Origin of the sequence: Sagittula marina (assembly GCF_014196795.1) — a bacterium.
GTDB lineage: Bacteria > Pseudomonadota > Alphaproteobacteria > Rhodobacterales > Rhodobacteraceae > Sagittula > Sagittula marina.
The window spans coordinates 208,306-227,363 of sequence record NZ_JACIEJ010000003.1 but is presented as its reverse complement, the minus strand read 5'-3'; the positions used below and the strand labels follow the sequence as shown (position 1 = coordinate 227,363).

The window sequence follows — 19,058 nt, the reverse complement described above, 5'->3', positions numbered from 1 at the left end:
CTTTTTGCAAGGGGAAAGCCACCTGATCCCCCCTGCAGACACACAAAAGCCGACCACAAAGGCCGGCTTTCGCGCATGAAACGCCTTCGCGCTTCAGTTGATCAGCGTCGGCTTGGCGTTGTGGGTCGCGTTCTTCGGCATGACGCCGAACCGCTTGGCCACCTCGGTGTAAGCGTCCGCAAGGTTGCCAAGATCGTGGCGGAACACGTCCTTGTCCAGCTTCTCGCCGGTTTCCAGATCCCACAGACGGCAGCTGTCGGGCGAGATTTCGTCCGCGACGATCAGACGCTGAAAGTCCCCTTCGTAGACGCGACCGATCTCGATCTTGAAATCAACAAGCTTGATTCCCACGCCGTACATCAGACCGGAGAGGTAATCGTTCACCCGCAAGGCCAGCGCCACGACGTCATCCATGTCCTGCTGCGAGGCCCAACCGAAGGCGGCGATATGCTCTTCGGTTACAAGCGGGTCGCCCAGCTTGTCATCCTTGTAGCAGTATTCGACGATCGGACGCGGCAAAGCGGTGCCTTCCTCGATGCCCAGACGTTTGGACAAAGAGCCGGCCGCATAGTTGCGAACGATGATTTCCAGCGGGATGATTTCACAGGCGCGCACCAATTGTTCGCGCATGTTCAGACGCTTGAGGAAGTGCGTCGGTACGCCGACGTTGTTCAGTCCGGTCATGAAGAATTCGGACAGGCGGTTGTTCAACACCCCCTTGCCCTCGATCACGTCCTTTTTTTCGGCGTTGAAAGCGGTGGCGTCATCCTTGAAATACTGCACGATCGTGCCGGGCTCTGGCCCTTCGTACAGGATTTTTGCCTTGCCTTCGTAAATCTTCTTGCGCCGTGCCATGAGGGCCCTTTCACAAACGGTAAAAACCGCGCGGAAAACGCGCGGTGTTACGGGCCTTTTACGGCCAAAGCGCGGATGCTGCAAGCCTTTGACGTATGGTCGGCGCGCGCGCGACCGCTCCTGTCGCAGATGCCGCAGCGGGCAACCGGCGCTTGCGCCCGCGCGCGGGGAACGGCATACGTTGATGCGACATTATTCCCGAGGGAGCGAGACAGATGACCAGCTTCGACGACCGCGAGAACGCGTTCGAAAACAAGTACGCCCACGATCAGGAAATGCAGTTCAAGGCAGAGGCACGCACCAACAAGCTGCTGGGCCTGTGGGCGGCAGAGATTCTGGGCAAGACCGGCGATGACGCAAACGCCTATGCCATCGAAGTGGTCAAGGCCGACTTCGAGGAAGCGGGCCATGACGACGTGATCCGAAAAGTTGTGGCCGATCTGGGCGACAAGGCGACCGAAGACGAAATCCGCGCCAAACGGAACGCGCTGATCGCCGTCGCCAAAGAGCAGATCATGACCGAGACAAAGTAAGCCCCTAACGGTTTACCGATACCAGACAAGGCGCGGTCCACACGGATCGCGCCTTTTTCGCGTGGGCGGCGTATCGGGTTTTGCAGTGGTAGCGTTAACCCTGCCCTGCCATTCTCTTAAACCGTTCCAGGTTCCAAAGGGGACGTTAATCTCTTCCACCTACCTCCGACGCTCAGGATAGAAGCTGAGACATTGGAGCAGGTGCCTTGAACCAACACATCGCCCAGGCGTCAGATTTCGCGCGACGCACCCTTCCCACGGTTGCCGGTGGCCTCTTGCTGCTGCTTCTTTGGCAAAAGGCGCAGACGCTTGACTGGCTGGCTGTGAAGGCCGCGTTCAGCGATATTTCGATGCTGGCGTGGGGCGTGGCGGCGCTGGCCTCTGCCGCGAGCTTCTGGGCGGTGGCGCAATACGACGTGGTGGCGCATCGACATCTGCGCACGGGCGTGGATTCCCGCGTGGCGCGCAATGCGGGCGCCGCAGCTATCGCGGTCGGGCAGACCACCGGTTTCGGCCCGGCGGTGGGCGCGGCGCTGCGGTGGCGCATGATGCCAAGCCTCGGTCACGCGACGGTTCTGAAGATCACCGGCTTTGTCACGCTGAGCTTTTTTGCGGCCTGGGGGCTGATCGCCATCAGCGTGGCGTTGCCCGTGGTGTCCGGCGTCGGCTGGCTGTCGCTGCTGTTGTTCCCGCTGGGGCTGACCGCACTCTGCGGGCTGTTGCTGCGGACGCCGCGCCTTGTGGTGCTGGGGCGGCGGTTTGACCTCCCTTCGGTGTCCGCCTTTCTGACGCTGACCGCGCTGGCGGCCGTGGACGTGATCTTTGCCGGGACCGCGCTGCATGTCCTGCTGCCGGCGGAGATCGCGCCCAGCCTTTCGGTGTTGATCGCGGCCTTCACGCTGGCGCTTGGCGCGGGGATGATTGGCGGCACACCCGGTGGCGTCGGCCCGTTCGAGCTGGCGTTGATCACCGTGATGCCCGGGGCGGCCTCGCCCGAGTTGGCGGCAGCGCTGATTGCCTTTCGCGTCATCTATTACGCGATCCCTTGTGTGACGGGTGCGGCTTGGGCCCTGCTGATGCCCGCCCACAGTCATCGTCAATTGCCGCCGCTCGACGCCAAGCTGACCGGCGCGCGCGCGGAGATCGGAATTGCCGCGCAGAACGACCATGCGGCCATCGCGACACTGTCCGCCGAGGGGGTTGCGCTGCGCACACCGCAGGCGCTGACGCTGTTCCTTGGCGCGACCGAAGGCCGCCTGTCCGCGCTGCTGCCAGAGCTGCGCCGTGTCGCGCGATCGGAAAACCGCTTGGCCTGCCTGTATAAGCTCGCCGCCCGCGATGCGGCGGAGGCCCGGCGCGCGGGTTGGCATGTGGTGCCCTTTGCGGTGGAAGCGGTGATTGATCCGGCCCGCCATGCGCTGGACGGGCCAGAGCACCGTCAGTTGCGCCGCTTCCTGCGCAAAGCTGAAAAGGAAGGCGTGACCTATGGCCCGATCACCACGCCCGACTGGGAGCGCATGACAGAGATTCACACCGCTTGGGAAGATTTTCACGGTGCGGAGCGTGGTCTGACCATGGGGCGGTTCTGCCCGCTGTTCCTGCGCGACAAACCAATGTTCGGCGCGTGGCTGAATGGGGAACTGGTGGCGTTCACAAGCTGGTTGCAGGCGGGAGATGCCCTGTCGCTGGATGTGCTGCGACACATGGCGGACCTGCCGCAAGGCACCATGCACGGGCTGATCCAGACGGTGATCGACCATGCACGTGCCGAAGGGTTGGCCGAGGTGAGCCTTGCGGCCCTGCCCCACCCGTCGCTGCCCAAGCGGATCGCGGATTGTGCCGGACTGGCCCGCTTCAAGACCAGCTTTGCGCCCCGCTGGCGGTCCCTGTATATCGGCGCCCCCAACGCGCTGGCGCTGGCGATATGCGCGGCGGACATCCGTCAGGGCATCCTCACCCCGGCGCCGCTGCCGCGCAGCCAGCAGGATATCTGGGATCTGGACGCTCTCGTCACGCCGCTGTTGGGACCCACGCCCGAGGATGTCGCGCAGCATGACCTGCGCAGAGCCGGCTAAGGGACTGAAAAAAGGGGCAGCTTGTCGCACAAGCGGTGGACATTCAGACCCGGCTCTGACCAGATGCGCGCAACACTCATGCGAACGAGCCGACAATGAACGATACACTGCGCGGATGCCTCTGGATGACAGGGGCTATCGCCTCTTTTACGACTATGGCCATTGCCGGACGCGCGGTCAGCATCGACCTCGATACGTTTGAAATCATGTTGTATCGGTCGCTTATCGGCGTGGTGCTCGTTGTTGTCGCAGCCTCGCTTGCACGGACCAGACAGCAGATCACCACCCGGTCAATGCACCTGCAAGTCGTGCGCAATCTGTTTCACTTTTCCGGGCAGAACCTATGGTTCTATTCGATCACCGTACTGCCGCTGGCACAGGTTTTTGCGCTGGAATTCACGTCTCCCTTCTGGGTGATGCTGATGGGCGCGCTGATCCTTGGCGAGCGGCTGACGAAGAACCGGATCCTTGCAGCGGTCGTGGGGTTCATCGGCATTCTGATTGTCACGCGCCCCTCCCCCGACACGCTGGAGTTCGGGCAACTGACCGCGGCGCTGGCCGCAATCGGATTTGCGGGATCGGCGGTCTTTACCCGGCTGCTGACCCGGACCGAAACCATCACCTGCATCCTGTTCTGGCTCACGGTGACGCAGGCAACCTTTGGTCTGATCTGTGCCGGGATCGACGGGGATATCGCCTTGCCTGCCGCCGAAAGCTGGCCCTGGGTCGCGCTGATCGCTTTTGCGGGGCTGGTGGCGCATTTCTGTTTGACGACAGCGCTCAGCCTGGCGCCGGCCACGGTTGTGATGCCGATTGATTTTGCCCGGCTTCCGGTGATCGCCTTGGTTGGAATCATCTTGTACCAGGAACCGCTGGACCCGCTGGTTCTGCTCGGCGCGGCGGTGATATTTGCGGCGAATTACGCAAACATCAGATACGAGACCCGTGCGCGCCGCGCGTAAACCGATTTTTACGCATAATTTACTGTTACATAAACGTGACTCACAAAGATTCACAATACAGTGACGTACCGTCAAAATTGATTGGACTACTGTCTCGCGTCTAGGCTGATCCCCGGAGACTTCCTGATTTCAGGGATGAGGGACAACACCATGAAAACTTTCACGACAGGGGCCACCGTGCTGGCCCTCAGCGCCACAACAGCCATGGCCGCCGGTCTGGACCGATCCGGTCAGAGCGTCGCGGCGATCTTTTCGCCGGGCGGCACAACGACCCTGAGCTACGGCATCGTCATGCCCGAGGTCAGCGGCGAGGATATCGCCGGCGGCGGCTCTTACGACAGCGTGGCCGAGGATTATGGCCAATTCGGTGTCAGCTACACCTATGATATCAACGATAAAGCGAGCTTTGCGCTGATTATCGACAATCCGTATGGCGCGGATATCAGCTATGACTCCAGCCCGTTCACCACACGCCTTGGCGGCACGAGCGCGGACTTCAATTCCGTCGCGCTGACGGGTGTGGCGCGTTACAAGTTCAGCGATCGTTTCAGCGTCTTTGGTGGTGTATCGGCGGAACGGCTTGACGCCACTGTCGCCCTGAATGGCGTCGGCTATGCGACCGCGATCAATCTGGCCGGAACCGCGCGCGCAATCGGCGTAGACGCGGGAACGCTCGGCGCGGCTTTGCAGGGCGATCCAGCGGCGGCGGGTGCCTTGGCGCCGACGATACTGGCCCTGCCGACATCGACGGGCAACCTCGCCACCGATCTTGGAAATATCGGCGCAAGCGTGCAGGCAAATGCCGGTCAGTTTCTTGCGAACGGCGGCTACAACTTCAAAATGGATAAGTCGACGCAGCCGCATTACTTGATCGGCGCGGCCTACGAGATCCCCGACATCGCGATGCGTATCTCCGGCACCTACCATTTTGAAACCAAGCACAAGGCCGACACGACCGAGACCATTTACAGCCCGGTGGCTGGCAGCCTGGTGACGGTGAATGACGAAGTCGATTTCGTCACGCCGCAGAGTTTTAACCTGGAAGCCCAGACCGGGATCGCAGCGGGCACACTGCTTACGGCCACATGGCGCTGGACCGATTTTTCGGCCGTGGACCTGGTGCCCACCGCACTGGGTTCCGATCTGGTGAATCTGGATGACAGCAACCGCTACACGCTGGGCGTGGCGCGGCAGTTCTCGGACAAACTGGCCGGGTCGCTGACGTTCAGCTACGAGCCGGAAGGTGACGATCTTGTCTCCCCGCTTGGGCCGACCAATGGTTTGAAGGGGATTTCGCTGGGCGGGCGTTGGACCGATGGCCCGCTGAACATCTCCGGCGGGATCAACTACTCTGTTCTGGGCGATGCGAAGGCAGAAGTTGGTGGCGTCGCGCAGGCTGAAATGACCGACAACCACGTCGTTGGCATCGGCTTCAAGCTGGATATGAATTTCTGATCGTATCGAAGATCGCTTTATCTGGCCGCGCGGAGAGATTCCGGGCGGCCTTTTTCATGCGTGCAAGATCCCCGCGCCAAACGCCATTTGACGCGACGGCGCACGGCGCGTAACCCTGCGCTCCGGATCACAAGACGATGAGACAGCCTATGCTTTACCCCACTGCTGCTGACTGGCTGAAGGCCCCGCACAAGCGCGTCGTGCTGTTTGCCATGTCTGGTCTGGGCAAAACCCATGTGTCCAAGATGCTGCGCGACGCCGGGGGCTGGTTTCACTACTCGATCGATTATCGCATCGGCACGCGGTACATGGGCGAATACATCGCGGACAATGCCAAGCGTGAAGCGATGAAAAACCCGTTCCTGCGGGACCTTTTGATGACGGATTCGATCTATATCGGCTCCAACATCACCTTTGATAACCTGTCGCCGGTGTCCACCTATCTGGGCAAGCCCGGCGATCCGGCCCGTGGCGGCATGAGCATGGGCGACTACACTCTGCGCCAGTCACAATTTGAACGGGCGGAGCGGCAGGCGCTGCTGGACACCAGCTATTTCATCGACCGGGCCGACGACCTTTATGGCTATCCGCATTTCGTCTGCGACACCGGCGGGTCGATTTGTGAATGGGTGGACCCGGCTGACCCGACGGACCCTATTCTGACTGCGCTGTCGTCGGTGGCGCTGATGGTGTGGATCCGCGGCTCTGAGGCGCATACCGAGGAACTGGTCCGCCGGTTTGATCGCGCGCCGAAGCCGATGGCCTACCGTCCGGATTTCTTGGCCAATGGTTGGGCGCGCTACTTGGCGGAAAGCGGTTTGACGGAGACCGAGGTCGACCCGGATGCCTTTATCCGCTGGACCTATGCGCAGGCTTTGGCGCACCGGCAGCCGATTTACGAAGACATGGCCAACAACTGGGGCATCACGCTGGATGCCGCGGATGTGGCAGAGGTCAAAACGGCGGATGATTTCGAACGGCTGATTGCCGAGGCCCTGCCCGCCTGAACAACCTCCAGACTGTTCACGAAGGCCATGCGTTCTGCGCGTGGCCTTTTGCGATGTCATCGCTGAATTTACGGGCGGAAAAACACGGGTAAGTAAACTTGACAAAAATACTCGTGAACCATAGGCTGACGATACAAGCTTTGCGGATGGCCCGCTTCATGACAGATGAACGAGAGAAAAAGCCCATGTCCTTCCAGATAGATAGCTCCTCCTTGGCCTATGCCGATGCCACGCCGCGCTATGACGCACAGGCCCTGATCCCCGAAGGTACAAAGGCCGAGATCGATCTGAACGGCCAGGTCTACACCTTGCGGATCACCCGCGCCGGGAAGCTGATCCTGACCAAGTGAAGCAGGCAGCAGCGAGGGTCAAAGCACGCTTTGGCGCGGCTTTACACGCGCTTTACCCAGCTTGAACTATTCCTGTGAAGTGTCAGAGCGCAAACCGTTGCGACCCTTGTGAGAGCGGCGCTGTTGCCCTATCTGTCACGCCGACAACAGCCACAGGATTTTACCATGCCTATCCGCCTGCCTTCGGACTTGCCTGCCTTTGATGTGCTCACCCGCGAGGGCGTCATGGTCATGTCCGAGGAACAGGCGGCAACGCAGGATATCCGGCCCCTGCGCATCGGGTTGCTGAACCTGATGCCCATGAAGATCAAGACCGAGAACCAGTTTGCCCGGCTTATCGGCGCGACGCCCCTGCAGATCGATTTCCAGCTGATCCGCATGACGGAGCATCAGACCCGCAACACCGCCGCCGAGCATATGGAGGCGTTTTACCGCTCCTTCGCCGAGGTGTTGGCCAGCGGGGACAAATTCGACGGGCTGATCATCACCGGCGCCCCGATCGAGCAGATTCCCTTCGAGGATGTGACCTATTGGGAAGAGCTGACCCAGGTCTTTGACTGGACGCAGACCCATGTGCATTCGACCTTTGGTGTCTGCTGGGGCGGCATGGCGATGCTGTACCATTTCCACCGCATTCAGAAGCACCTGCTGGACGAGAAAGCTTTTGGCGCGATCTGGCACACGGCGCAGGACGCCCCCTCGCCTTATCTGCGGGGGTTCTCGGACCGGTTCGTGATGCCCGTGTCGCGCTGGACAGAATTGCACCGTGACGAGCTTCGGGCTGCTGGTCTGCCGATCCTGATCGACAGCGACGAAACCGGCCCCGGTCTGGTCGAGGACCCGGCGCATCGTGCGCTTTATGTCTTCAACCATCTGGAATATGACAACGGCACATTGAAGGAAGAGTACGACCGCGATGTGGCGGCGGGCAAACCGATCAACGTGCCGGCAAATTATTATCCCGACAATGACCCCAGCAAGACGCCGCGCAACGCCTGGCGCAGCCACGCGCATTTGCTGTATGGCAACTGGATCAACCATATCTATCAAACCACGCATTTCGATATGCAGGCTATCGGCACGTAATGCGGCGCTTTGGGGGCTGAGATGTTGGGGCTCTATGTGCTTGGCGGTGCGGTGGCGGCCTGGGGTCTGAGCCATCTGCGCGCAACGCAGCGGACCCGCGCCGCGGAAGCGGCTTTTCCACCTGAGGGCCGGTTTGTCGAGGTTGACGGCACCCGCGTGCATTACGTGACACGGGGCAAAGGGCCAGACGTGGTGCTGATCCACGGCATGTCCGGCAATCTGCGCGACATGACGTTTTCGCTGATGGATCGGCTGGCGCAGGACTACCGCGTCACGGCCTTTGACCGCCCGGGCATGGGCTATACCGACAGTCTGCATGAGGGCGGCGAGACCCTCGTGGAACAGGCGACGTTGCTGATGAAAGCGTCGCGGGCGTTGGGATTGGCGCAGCCGGTGGTCATGGGGCAGTCTTACGGCGGGTCGGTGGCCTTGGCTTGGGCGGTGGAATTCCCCGAAACGCTGTCGGCGCTGGTGCTGGTCGCCAGCCCGTCGCACCCCTGGGATGGGGGCATGTCTTGGCTGTACCGGATAAATTCTCACCGGGTTCTGGGGCCAATGGCCATCCCGTTCGAGGCGGCATGGGTGCCGAAAGGTTATATCAAGAAGGCCATTGCCGGAGTGTTCAACCCGCAAGATATGCCGCCGGGATATGACGCGCACATCGGGGCGGACTTGACGATCCGGCCCGGCGCTTTGCGCGCCAACGCGTTGCACCGCGCCGGTCTGCTGGATCAGATATCAGCGCAGGCGCAGCGCTACAGTGCGCTGGCCATGCCCATTGAACTGATCCACGGCAACGCCGACGATACTGTGCCGCTGCACATCCACTCGGAGCCTTTGGCTACGAAACGTCCCAATGCACATCTGACCGTGCTCGAGGGGATCGGCCACATGCCGCATCACGCCCGTGAAGGCGCAGTCGTCGAAGCCGTTCATCGGGCGCATCGTCGCGCGGTGCGGAGCTAAGGCGATTTGCCAAGCGCGCCCGCCCCGGCCATAGTCGGGACAAGACAGGGGACGATGACCATGCCACAAGATCTGCCATTCGACGGTGCCATTACCGAATATGCCGAAAATGATGCGCCAAAAGACGTGCGCACGGCCATCGAGGACGCTGGTAAGGACGACATCCTCAGCAGCGCCTACCCGTATGACACGGAGATGTCGCGCAAGGCCTACGAGACGGAGATGGAGGCGCTCCAGATCGAATTGGTGAAAGTCCAAGCCTGGGCCAAGCAGCATGGGCATCGCATCGCCATCGTTTTCGAGGGGCGCGATGCGGCGGGCAAAGGCGGCACGATCAAACGGTTTCGCATGAACCTCAACCCGCGTGGCGCGCGTGTGGTGGCGCTGCCAAAACCCACCGACCGCGAGGCAACGCAGTGGTACTTCCAGCGCTACATCGACCACCTCCCCGCCGCCGGAGAGATCGTGTTCTTTGACCGCTCCTGGTACAATCGCGGCGTGGTGGAGCATGTCTTTGGCTTTTGCAGCAATGCGCAGCGGGAACATTTCTTTGCCCAGGCACCTGCTTTTGAACGCATGTTGGTGGATGAGGGTATCCATGTGTTCAAGTTCTGGCTCAACGTCGGGCGTGCCGAACAGCTGCGCCGGTTCCTGAAACGCGAAAGCGATCCGTTGAAGCAATGGAAGCTGAGCTGGATTGATGTGGAGGGGCTGAAACGCTGGGATGCCTATTCCGCGGCCATACAAGAGACGCTGACCCGCACCCATACCGCCGCCGCGCCCTGGACGGTGATCCGGTCGGATGACAAGAAACGCGCGCGCCTGGCGGCCATTCGCCATGTGCTGACCCATCTGGATTATGACCGCAAGGACGCGCAGACAACCGGCCATCCCGACGCGTCGATCACCGGCGGGCCGGATATCTGGGACGCCTGAGCCTCTTTCGCCGACCGCTTGTGCAGGCTATGTCCCTGCGAAAGGAGACCTGTGCCCCCTATGCCCAAACGTGGCTATCATCACGGAAATCTGCGCCAGGCGCTTGTCGAGGCCGCGCTGAAACTGATCGAGGAAAAAGGTCCGACGGGCTTTACCCTCTCGGAGGCGGCCAAGCAGGCCGGGGTCACGCCTGCGGCGGTCTACCGGCATTTCGGCGGGCGCGAAGACCTGATTTCAGAAGCCGCGCGGCAGGGCTACGAGATCTTCGCGGATGTCCTGGAATACGCTTACAACGCGGGCAAGCCCTCTGATCTGGCGGCGTTCGAGTCCTGCGGGCGGGCCTATCTGGCCTTTGCGCGCAGGTATCCGGGCCATTACATCGCCATGTTCGAAAGCGGGATTTCGGTGAACCACTCGCCGGAGCTGGCGCAGATCTCCGCCCGCGCGCGCGGTGTCATGGAAGAGGCCGCCAAGCGTCTGTCCGAACATATCCCCGAGGACAAACGCCCGCCGGCATCGATGTTTTCCGCGCATATCTGGGCCATGTCGCACGGCGTGGTGGAGCTGTTTGCGCGCAATTCCCCCGGCACCCAATCGCCGTTTCCACCAGAGGATCTGCTGGAAAGCGGGATTGGGGTGTATCTGCGCGGACTTGGTCTGATCCCACCGGATGCGTAGCCCGGCAGGAGCTGTCAGTCGAGGTTGTCCAGGCTGACCGGGGTCTTTGCCGCAACCGCCTGACGCACGCGCCGCCCGAGGATATTGTCCAGATGCTTTGGCGCTGCGCCGAAACCCGGCCGCACACTGCGCACCGCGTCCGGCGTGATAACCTCCCCGGCGGCAAGGTCTTTGACGAAGTACAATGAGCGCCGGAAGGTGACATTGCCCATCTCGGAAGATTTTTGGCCATAGTCCACCGTCCCCAAGGCTTCCCAAGCGGTGCGCGCCGCGGTGCTGAGGGCCTTGAACTCTGCCGGTTCGAGCGAAAAGCTGTCGTCCGGCCCGCCGCCGTTGCGATCAAGGGTAAAGTGCTTTTCGATGACGCAGCCACCGAGCACCACGCTGGCGATGGCCGTGGTGTTGTCCAGCGTATGATCCGACAGGCCGACCGGCAGCCCGAGTTCGCGTTGCATGTCCGGCATTGTGCGCAGATTGTAATCCGATGCGGGCGCCGGATAGCCGGACACGCATTGCAGGACAACGATCTGCTCGCACCCTGCCCCGCGTGCGGCTGCCACCGCCTCGTGGATTTCCTCCAGATTGGCCATCCCGGTCGAGATGATCATCGGTTTCCCGGTCTGCGCGACGCGGCGGATCAGCGGCAGATCGACGGCCTCGAAGCTGGCGATCTTGTAGGCGGGTGCGTCGAGCCCTTCGAGCAGCTCGACGGCGGTATGATCGAAGGGCGAGGAGAAGATCGTCAACCCGATGCTGCGCGCGTGTTCGAACAGCGGCGCGTGCCACTCCCAAGGGGTGTGGGCCTCTTCGTAGAGATCGTAGAGCCTGCGGCCATCCCAAAGACCGCCTTTGATGCGAAACTCCGGGGCGTCGCTGTCGAGCGTGATCGTATCCGCACGGTAGGTCTGAAGTTTGACGGCATCCGCGCCGCTGTCTTTCGCCGCGTCGATCAACCGCAGCGCCTGATCGAGATCACCGTTATGGTTGGCGGACATCTCGGCGATGACATAAGGCGGATGGGTCGGGCCGATCTTGCGACCGTCGATGGAAAGTGTCAGATCCTGCGTCATTGTCCTGTCCGCTCCCTTAGTCCTGCCGCCTGCTGTGACGAAATTTTCGCCCAGTCCTCGGCAAATATGGCCAGCCGATGCACGGTTTCGGCCAGCCCGTCAATCAGCACGTGATCGCGAAACACCCCTTCTTCGGCAAAGCCAAAGCGCAGGTGCATCCGCAGCACGCGACTGTTCCGGCCCAACACCTCGCAGTTCAGTTTCCGCAGGCCGAGCGTCTCGAACACATAGGTGAGCGCGAGATATTCCATGCAGGAGCCGCTGCCGCGCGGGGCATCGGGATCCGCGTAGAACGCCCAGTTTGCCGTGCCGTTGCGGCGGTCGATCTGCGTCACGCCCACCACGCCAATCGATCGGCCGTCGCGTTCATAAATCAGATACTGCGCGCTTTCGTCGGTTTGAGTGCGCGCCCACCATGATGCGTGTTCGTCGGCGGAAATCTCGTGCTGCGTATACATCATCGCCCGCACGGCAGGGTGATTGCGCCAGGCGCGCATGTGGCCCAGGTCCGCCTCTGTTGCGGGTCGCAGAACGCCGAAAATGTCGCTTGATGTCATGGCTGCTGTTCCGTGTTGAGAGCGATGTCAGAGCTGCCGGAGAGCGCGGCCACCACGCGCCCCACGCCAGACCCATCGTAGAGCCGCGCGCAAGTGTCGGCCATGACGCGCATCCGCGCGGCCCTGTCCGATGCCGCCAACCAGCGCGCCAACTCTGCGCCCCAGTCCGGGTCGGAGATATCGCCAAGCAGATGAGCCGCGCCGGCATCGTGGATCTTTTGCGCCGCAGGACGCTGGTTTTCCGCGATGGTAAGCAGCAGGCTGGGCAGTCCGAGCGTGCAGCGTTCCCACGTGGTGCCGCCGACCGCGCCGATGGCGAGATCAGCTCGCGCCATGCGTACGGCCATGTCGGTGACATCCACGGCAACCTCGACGGTTTGCGGCATCGCCTCTGCCTGCGCGCGCACGGCGTCGATGGCGGGCGCACGGCTGCCCAGAATGACTTCGATCTCAAGGTCGTGTGCGGCGCGGGTCTGTGCCAGAACCGACAGCACCTGTCCGGTGGCGTTGGGCAGGTCGACACCGCCCATGGAGACCGTGATACGCCGCAGATCACGCCCCGTTCGGGCCTCAAGCGCCTGCGGGCGGGCGACGGCGAATTCAGGGCGCAACACGGCGAACTGCGGTCCGGCGAGGATACGGCAGCCCTCGGGGACCAAGCCGGCGTAGGCATCTGCCGTGCGTCCGAGGTTCTGGTCGAGCAGCAAATCGCAGGCGTGCGGGCGATCCGCCAGATCGTCCCAGACCATCAACCGGGTGCCTTGCGTAAGCGTCGCTTTCTGCCAGCGCGCATCAAAGGCGTAATGGTCGACGATCAGCCATGCGGGCGACGTGGCCTCCATCACGGCGCGGGTCTGATCGGCGTCCACCTGCCAGGGCACGCCGGCCCAGACCGCGTGGGCCGGGCCGTCGGGGGCCAACACGGTCTCGGTCGGCGCGGGCAGCAGCCTCAGCTTGAACCCCTCCGCCTGGATGCGTGCGCCCAGATGGCCCGGCAAATCGCGTGACACAAAGTGCACCGCGTAGCCTGTGCGGCGCAATTGTTCGGCCAGCGTCAGGCATCGCATCACGTGGCCGGTGCCGATGTCGCGGGAGGCATCGGCGCGGATCACGATCTGAGGGGCATCATACGAGGGGGGCGCGGCGCTCATGCGGTCAGCCCTCGGCGGCCTGCAAGGCCTGCATCATGAACTCGGCGCGCTGCCAGTCTTCCTCGGTGTCGATGTCCTGAACCCGGTGGCGCGGCAGGACAAGGCCATGGGCCCCGGTGTCGAACATTCCCCCGCCAGAGGCCCAGACCCCGGCGCTTGCCCAGTAGAATTGCCCGGCATCGTGCCACCGCTCCGGCAGGTCCTGGCTGCGGGTCTGCATGAGGCCAGGATCGACCATGGCGATGCGCCCGTCGTCATCGCGGCTCAGCGCGCGCTGGATCGGGAAGGGGTAACTCGTCACGGACACCACGCTGCGGGCGTGCTCGTCGTTGAGCAGCGACAGGCCGTCCTTCAGCGCCGCCGCGGTTACGAACGGCGCGGTGGCATAGAGGCAGCAGACCGGCGTATCCGGGGGCACGGACACCTGTGCGATGGCATCGGCAATGACAGGAACGGTTGGCGTGGTGTCATCGGACAACTCTGCCGCGCGCACAAAGGGCACCTCTGCCCCCTCGGCCCGCGCGCAGTCTGCGATCTCCGGGTCGTCCGTGCTGACAACGATACGATCAAAGACACCGGCCTCCTGCGCCGCCGCGATGGACCATGCGATCATCGGACGCCCGAGGAACGGGCGGATGTTCTTGCGCGGGATGCGTTTGGAGCCGCCCCGCGCCGGGATCACGCAAAGCGTCAAGACAGCGCCTCGGTGAGCGCGGCGATCACCTCGTCCTGCATGGCATCGCTCAGACCGGCATAAAGCGGGATGGAAATGGCGCGCGCATAGTAATCCTCGGACTGCGGGAAGTCGCCTTCCGCGAAGCCAAACGCCTTGTAATAGGGCTGAAGGTGAACCGGGATATAGTGCAGGTTCACGCCGATCCCGGCGTCGCGAAGCCGTTCAAAGACCGCGCGATGGCGCGTCTTGTCGTGCAACCGGATGACGTAGAGGTGCCAGGCGCTGTCGGCCTTTGGGTCACGCCCCGGGATCGACAGCGGCATCTCTTGTAGGGCATTGTCGTAACGATCCGCCAGCGCCCTGCGACGCGCCACGAACGGGTCCAGCCGCGACAGCTGGCTGAGGCCAAGTGCGGCCTGCATTTCCGTCATGCGGTAATTCCAGCCAAGGTCGATCTGCTGGTAATACCACGGACCGTGAGACGGCTCGGTCATCAGCGCGTCGTCACGGGTGATGCCGTGGCTGCGCAGCAGCGCCATGCGCTCCGCGAGTGCGGGGTCGTTTGTCGTTGCCAGCCCACCTTCGGCGGTGGTGATGATCTTGACCGGATGAAAGCTGAAGACCGTCACGTCGGAATGGGCGCAGTCCCCGACCGGTTTGCCGTCATAATCTGCCCCGATGGCGTGGCTTGCGTCTTCGACAACGCGGACGCCGTAACGTCGGGCCAACGCGCCGATGCGGATCATGTCCGGCGACTGGCCACACATATGCACGGGCACGATGACCTTGGGCAGGCGTCCGGCGGCCTCGGCAATTGCCAGTTTGGCTTCGAGCGCATCGGCACACATGTTGAAGGTCTCGGGGTCGATGTCGACGAAATCCACATCCGCACCGCAGTAGCGCCCGCAGTTCGCGGAGGCGACAAAGGTGATCGGGGTCGTCCAGAGCAGATCGCCCTGCCCCAACCCAAGTGCGGCCACCGCCATGTGCAAGGCAGAGGTCGCCGAATTCACCGCGACCGCGTGGGAGGCACCGACGCGGGCGGCGAGCGCCTCCTCGAACCGAGGCACCGCAGGCCCTTGCGTCAGGAAATCGGACCGCAGCACCGCGTCAACGGCTGCACGATCCTCCTCCGAGATATCTTGCCGCCCGTAGGGAATCATCAGATGGCTCCGATCTTGCTGCGGTTGCCCTCGATCCAGGCCGAAAGCGCCTCATCCGTCATCCAGTCCGCGTTGCTGTCGCTGGAGTAGACAAAATCGTCGGCAACCTTCACCCCGTCCTTGATCCGGGCGCTGTCGTTGAACCAATCGTTCAGGTTCGGCAGGATCTTGAAGTGTTCGGCGTATTCGAAGGTAAAGGGCGCATCCTCGGTCCCGACCATCTGTTCGTGGATTTTCTCACCGGGACGGATGCCGACGATCTCTGTCTTGCACTCCGGGGCCACCACACGGGCAATGTCGGTGACCTTCATGGAGGGGATCTTCTTGACGTAGATTTCGCCACCGACCATGTCGGCGAAGGCGTGCCAGACCAGCTCCACCCCCTCGTCGAGCGAGATCATGAAGCGGGTCATGCGCGGATCGGTGATCGGCAGGACGCCCTTGTCCCTGATCGACATGAAAAACGGGATGACCGAGCCCCGCGACCCCATCACGTTGCCGTAGCGCACCACGGAAAAGGCCGTCTTGTGGCCACCGGCGTAGGAATTGCCCGCGACGAACAGCTTGTCAGAGGCCAGCTTCGAGGCGCCATACAGGTTGATCGGGCTGGAGGCTTTGTCCGTCGACAGCGCAACGACGCCTGTCACGCCCTTGTCGATGGCCGCGTCGATGACGTTCATCGCGCCGTTGACGTTGGTCTTGATGCATTCGAAGGGGTTGTATTCCGCCGTGGGCACGATCTTGGTTGCGGCGGCGTGCACCACGTAATCCACCCCGTCGAAGGCGCGGTACAGGCGGTCACGATCGCGCACATCGCCGATAAAGAAGCGAACACGCGGATCATCGCCAAAGAGCTTCGCCATGTTCCACTGCTTCATCTCGTCACGCGAATAGATGATGACCTTCTTGGGATTGTACCGCGCGAGGGTCATCGACAGGAAAGCATGGCCGAAAGAGCCAGTGCCACCGGTCACGAGAATGGTTTTGTTGTCGAACATGGCGGGGTCAAATGCTCCGGATTTTTTTGCACAGGCGGCATGCGATGGCCGCCCTTTCCGGTGCAATATCACTGCCGCCAGTCTTTGGCCAGATGATGCGCCGCCCGGCCCGTTGCACGCCCCGGAGGGCTCGGCTACCGTGACACTCCAGAGACCGGAGCCTGTATGAACCCGATTAAAGTCCTGTTCCCCTACACCGGGACCAGCGTTGGCGGCAGCCATATTTCTTCGCTTATCCTGGCACAAAGCCTGCCGCGCGAACGCTATACCCCCGTCGTCGCCCTGCACGAAGACGGCCCGCTGTGCGATTATCTCCGGGAGGAAGGCATCGACTGGATCGCGGCGCCCGCCGTGCGCTACATCGAAGGCAGCACCGTGAAACGCGGGCTCAGGCGGCTGATGTCACGCGCGCCGCTGGCCGGGTTTCTGCGCACGCATGACATTGGCCTTGTCCACACGCAGGATATGCGGATGCACATGACCTGGGGACCGGCGGCCCGCGCGATGGGCTTGCCGCATGTCTGGCATCAGCGCACCCCGGCCAAGGCATCCAAACACGCCCGCGCCGCCGTGCGCGCCAGCGCCGTTATCGCGGTTTCCGACTACATTGCCCGCGGGTTTCCCGCTGATATGCGTGCCAAGGCGGAGGTGGTCTACAATCCATTTGCCGCGCCCATCCAGACGGATCCAGAGACCGCGCGCCACTACATTTGTCAGCAATTGGGCCTGCCTGTGGACGCACGTTTTGTGTGCTGCGTCGCCAACCTCGCCCCACGCAAGCGCCCGTTGATCTTTGTGGATGTCGCCCGGCGTCTGAAGGCGATGGGCCATGATACGCTGCATTTCCTGATGATCGGCGCCGCGTCCCGCGAGATGACGTCAGAGGTGGTTGCAGCGGTGCGGCAGGTGGATGGCCTTGAGGCGCACTTTCACCTCACCGGGACGCGTCACCCGGTGAGCCCCTGGATCGCGGGATCAGATGTGCTGGTCGCCCCCGCTGTCAAAGAGGCCTTCGGGCGCACGCTGGTAGAGGCACAGATGCTTGGCACGCCTGTGGTCGCCAGCGCGGACGGTGGTCATACGGAGATCATCGAGACCGGCAAGACCGGCATCCTGGTGCCCCCCGACGATGCAGAGCGTATGGCGCAAGCTGTGGAGCGGGTTTTGACCCAGCGACAGGTGGCCACCAGCTTGGCGGAAGAGGCACAGCGGGCCGCAATCGCGCGGTTTTCAACAGAGGCACACGTCGCCCGGATGCGCGCGGTCTATGACCGGGTCACGTCAGGCGGCCACTAGCGGGGCGCTCCAGAAGACGGCCAACGAGATCGCGCAGGGGCGGCACATTTTCCGAGGGGCCGCCAATTTCTGTCAGCAACCTCTGGTTCCACCCGTCTGCCCGGTAAAATCTGGTCAGGTCTTTCAGGACGTCTCCCTCGGACCAATGCTCCAAACCAAAGCTGATGCCACGCGCCGCGTATCCGTACAAATCGAAGCCATGCGGATCGAGCCCGGCAGAATGAATGACGGGTGTGCCCGCCTTCAGGATTTCGATCTGCGCGGCGGTGTTCCCGCAAATAACCACATCACAGCCCATGGCAAAGTCGCCGAGGCTCTCCGCGCGCGGGCGGACGTCCCAGTCCGGCACACGCCCCGCATCAAAGCTGGACACACGCGGATGTAGGCGAAGCGCAACACGGGCGTTGGGAAACAGCTGGTCGATCCGGCTGCGCATGGTGTCGATTTCGGTGCCGACAAAGGCATTTGTCGCCACCCCCAACCGCTCGATCCGGGCGGGCACGCGCAGATCCGCGGTCCGGCCGGACTCGATTGCCCACAGGCGGGTGGCCCGTCCTGCCAGCGCCGCTTCCGCCTCTGCGTTGAATATCGCGGCCTCTTGGTATCCGAGGTCCGGTATGGCCGTATCGTGGAAGCCATTCTGCCAATACAGTGTCGGGCGACCCGCCAGCGCCGCGCCGGTCGCCAGCGCAATACGGCGCGGCGAGCGATCCCCGATATGCACGGTCATCGTCGAAAGACCGGAAAATCGTTCCGCATGCAGCAGGCTGGCGACCACCAGCACCAGGTCGTTCACCTGCAGACGGCGGCGCCAAGGCTCGGCCCGGAACGCCAAGGCGACGGCACGACACTTGATACCGAGCCGCCGAAAGGCCGACAGGCGCCCGGGTTGGGCAATCGCCTCGCGCGGCAGGCCCGCCTGTTCCAGTGTGGAAACGATCCCCGCCGCTTTGCTTTGCGGCGACACCGTATCGAGCATCACCAAGCTTTTGTTCGATGCGCAAAAGGATTCGAAATTCAATGAGGACACGAAGGTCAACGCCCACGCGCCCCGGATGACGCGCATGCTGCCCCGAACGCCCAACCGAGGCGCGGGACCGGAGGTCACGCCGCGCCCGACCCGCCGCCTGTATTCACGCAAGGCACGCAAGATCAGACCGGCTCGGCGGGATTGCTGCGGTTTTGGACGATCTTTCATGGGCACCCGATCAGCTTAGGATATGCCGTTGCGGCGAACGTACCAA

Annotated in this window: 19 protein-coding genes; 11 read left to right on the top strand and 8 right to left on the bottom strand. The window is 62.7% G+C overall.

Translation table 11 applies throughout. The features are described from left to right. Positions 1 to 93: 93 nt before the first annotated feature. Complete coding sequence (gene purC, locus GGQ68_RS07270) at positions 94 to 855, bottom strand: phosphoribosylaminoimidazolesuccinocarboxamide synthase (RefSeq protein ID WP_183964488.1); 762 nt, start codon at positions 853 to 855, stop codon at positions 94 to 96. 215 nt (positions 856 to 1,070) lie between these two features. Between purC and GGQ68_RS07265 the strand changes: the two genes are divergently transcribed. The 10 genes from GGQ68_RS07265 (at position 1,071) to GGQ68_RS07220 (ending at position 10,903) form a co-directional block, all read left to right on the top strand. Then, positions 1,071 to 1,388 carry a DUF1476 domain-containing protein gene (locus tag GGQ68_RS07265; protein WP_183964486.1) on the top strand — a complete coding sequence of 106 codons (318 nt, stop codon included), beginning with the start codon at positions 1,071 to 1,073 and terminating at the stop codon, positions 1,386 to 1,388. Between the two features lie 206 nt (positions 1,389 to 1,594). After that, entirely contained in the window at positions 1,595 to 3,463 is a 1,869-nt protein-coding gene (locus GGQ68_RS07260) for a phosphatidylglycerol lysyltransferase domain-containing protein (RefSeq protein ID WP_183964484.1), read from the top strand. 95 nt (positions 3,464 to 3,558) lie between these two features. Beyond that, positions 3,559 to 4,425: a DMT family transporter gene (locus GGQ68_RS07255; protein ID WP_183964482.1), complete on the top strand. Its 867-nt coding sequence runs from the start codon at positions 3,559 to 3,561 to the stop codon at positions 4,423 to 4,425. Positions 4,426 to 4,575: 150 nt separating this feature from the next. Continuing rightward, a complete protein-coding gene (locus GGQ68_RS07250; protein WP_183964480.1) occupies positions 4,576 to 5,880 on the top strand; it encodes an OmpP1/FadL family transporter in 1,305 nt (434 codons plus the stop codon). A 149-nt stretch (positions 5,881 to 6,029) separates the two neighbouring features. Further along, complete coding sequence (locus tag GGQ68_RS07245; RefSeq protein WP_183964478.1) at positions 6,030 to 6,887, top strand: ATPase; 858 nt, start codon at positions 6,030 to 6,032, stop codon at positions 6,885 to 6,887. A 185-nt stretch (positions 6,888 to 7,072) separates the two neighbouring features. Beyond that, positions 7,073 to 7,237 (top strand): hemin uptake protein HemP, encoded by a 165-nt coding sequence (gene hemP / locus GGQ68_RS07240; RefSeq protein ID WP_183964954.1) that lies wholly within the window; start codon positions 7,073 to 7,075, stop codon positions 7,235 to 7,237. A gap of 165 nt (positions 7,238 to 7,402) precedes the next feature. Further along, entirely contained in the window at positions 7,403 to 8,323 is a 921-nt protein-coding gene (locus GGQ68_RS07235) for a homoserine O-succinyltransferase (protein ID WP_183964476.1), read from the top strand. Between the two features lie 21 nt (positions 8,324 to 8,344). Then, entirely contained in the window at positions 8,345 to 9,289 is a 945-nt protein-coding gene (locus GGQ68_RS07230; RefSeq protein ID WP_183964474.1) for an alpha/beta fold hydrolase, read from the top strand. A gap of 60 nt (positions 9,290 to 9,349) precedes the next feature. Next, positions 9,350 to 10,225 (top strand): polyphosphate kinase 2, encoded by an 876-nt coding sequence (gene ppk2, locus GGQ68_RS07225; protein WP_183964472.1) that lies wholly within the window; start codon positions 9,350 to 9,352, stop codon positions 10,223 to 10,225. A 60-nt stretch (positions 10,226 to 10,285) separates the two neighbouring features. Further along, a complete protein-coding gene (locus GGQ68_RS07220; protein WP_183964470.1) occupies positions 10,286 to 10,903 on the top strand; it encodes a TetR/AcrR family transcriptional regulator in 618 nt (205 codons plus the stop codon). Positions 10,904 to 10,917: 14 nt separating this feature from the next. On the opposite strand, the gene pseI is transcribed toward GGQ68_RS07220, so the two are convergent. Genes pseI through pseB form a run of 6 tightly spaced genes read right to left on the bottom strand, consistent with a single transcriptional unit; the run spans position 10,918 to position 16,518 of the window. Further along, the gene (gene pseI, locus GGQ68_RS07215; protein ID WP_183964468.1) at positions 10,918 to 11,973 is read right to left on the bottom strand and encodes a pseudaminic acid synthase; all 1,056 of its coding nucleotides are present in this window, start codon (positions 11,971 to 11,973) and stop codon (positions 10,918 to 10,920) included. Continuing rightward, a complete protein-coding gene (pseH, locus tag GGQ68_RS07210; RefSeq protein ID WP_183964466.1) occupies positions 11,970 to 12,530 on the bottom strand; it encodes a UDP-4-amino-4,6-dideoxy-N-acetyl-beta-L-altrosamine N-acetyltransferase in 561 nt (186 codons plus the stop codon). Before pseH ends, pseI begins: the two co-directional genes overlap by 4 nt. Further along, positions 12,527 to 13,681 carry a UDP-2,4-diacetamido-2,4,6-trideoxy-beta-L-altropyranose hydrolase gene (gene pseG / locus GGQ68_RS07205; RefSeq protein ID WP_183964464.1) on the bottom strand — a complete coding sequence of 385 codons (1,155 nt, stop codon included), beginning with the start codon at positions 13,679 to 13,681 and terminating at the stop codon, positions 12,527 to 12,529. The genes pseH and pseG overlap by 4 nt, the downstream gene beginning before the upstream one ends. 4 nt (positions 13,682 to 13,685) lie before the next feature. Then, on the bottom strand, positions 13,686 to 14,375 hold the full coding sequence (pseF, locus tag GGQ68_RS07200) for a pseudaminic acid cytidylyltransferase (protein WP_183964462.1): 690 nt from the start codon (positions 14,373 to 14,375) through the stop codon (positions 13,686 to 13,688). Further along, positions 14,372 to 15,520: a UDP-4-amino-4,6-dideoxy-N-acetyl-beta-L-altrosamine transaminase gene (gene pseC, locus GGQ68_RS07195; RefSeq protein ID WP_183964460.1), complete on the bottom strand. Its 1,149-nt coding sequence runs from the start codon at positions 15,518 to 15,520 to the stop codon at positions 14,372 to 14,374. Before pseC ends, pseF begins: the two co-directional genes overlap by 4 nt. Then, complete coding sequence (pseB, locus tag GGQ68_RS07190; RefSeq protein ID WP_183964451.1) at positions 15,520 to 16,518, bottom strand: UDP-N-acetylglucosamine 4,6-dehydratase (inverting); 999 nt, start codon at positions 16,516 to 16,518, stop codon at positions 15,520 to 15,522. The genes pseC and pseB overlap by 1 nt, the downstream gene beginning before the upstream one ends. Positions 16,519 to 16,683: 165 nt before the next feature. On the opposite strand from pseB, the gene GGQ68_RS07185 reads away from it, so the two are divergent. Then, positions 16,684 to 17,814 carry a glycosyltransferase family 4 protein gene (locus GGQ68_RS07185; RefSeq protein WP_183964443.1) on the top strand — a complete coding sequence of 377 codons (1,131 nt, stop codon included), beginning with the start codon at positions 16,684 to 16,686 and terminating at the stop codon, positions 17,812 to 17,814. Here the strand turns inward: GGQ68_RS07185 and GGQ68_RS07180 are convergent. Continuing rightward, positions 17,795 to 19,012: a hypothetical protein gene (locus GGQ68_RS07180; RefSeq protein ID WP_183964441.1), complete on the bottom strand. Its 1,218-nt coding sequence runs from the start codon at positions 19,010 to 19,012 to the stop codon at positions 17,795 to 17,797. The genes GGQ68_RS07185 and GGQ68_RS07180 overlap by 20 nt on opposite strands. Between the last annotated feature and the right edge of the window lie 46 nt (positions 19,013 to 19,058).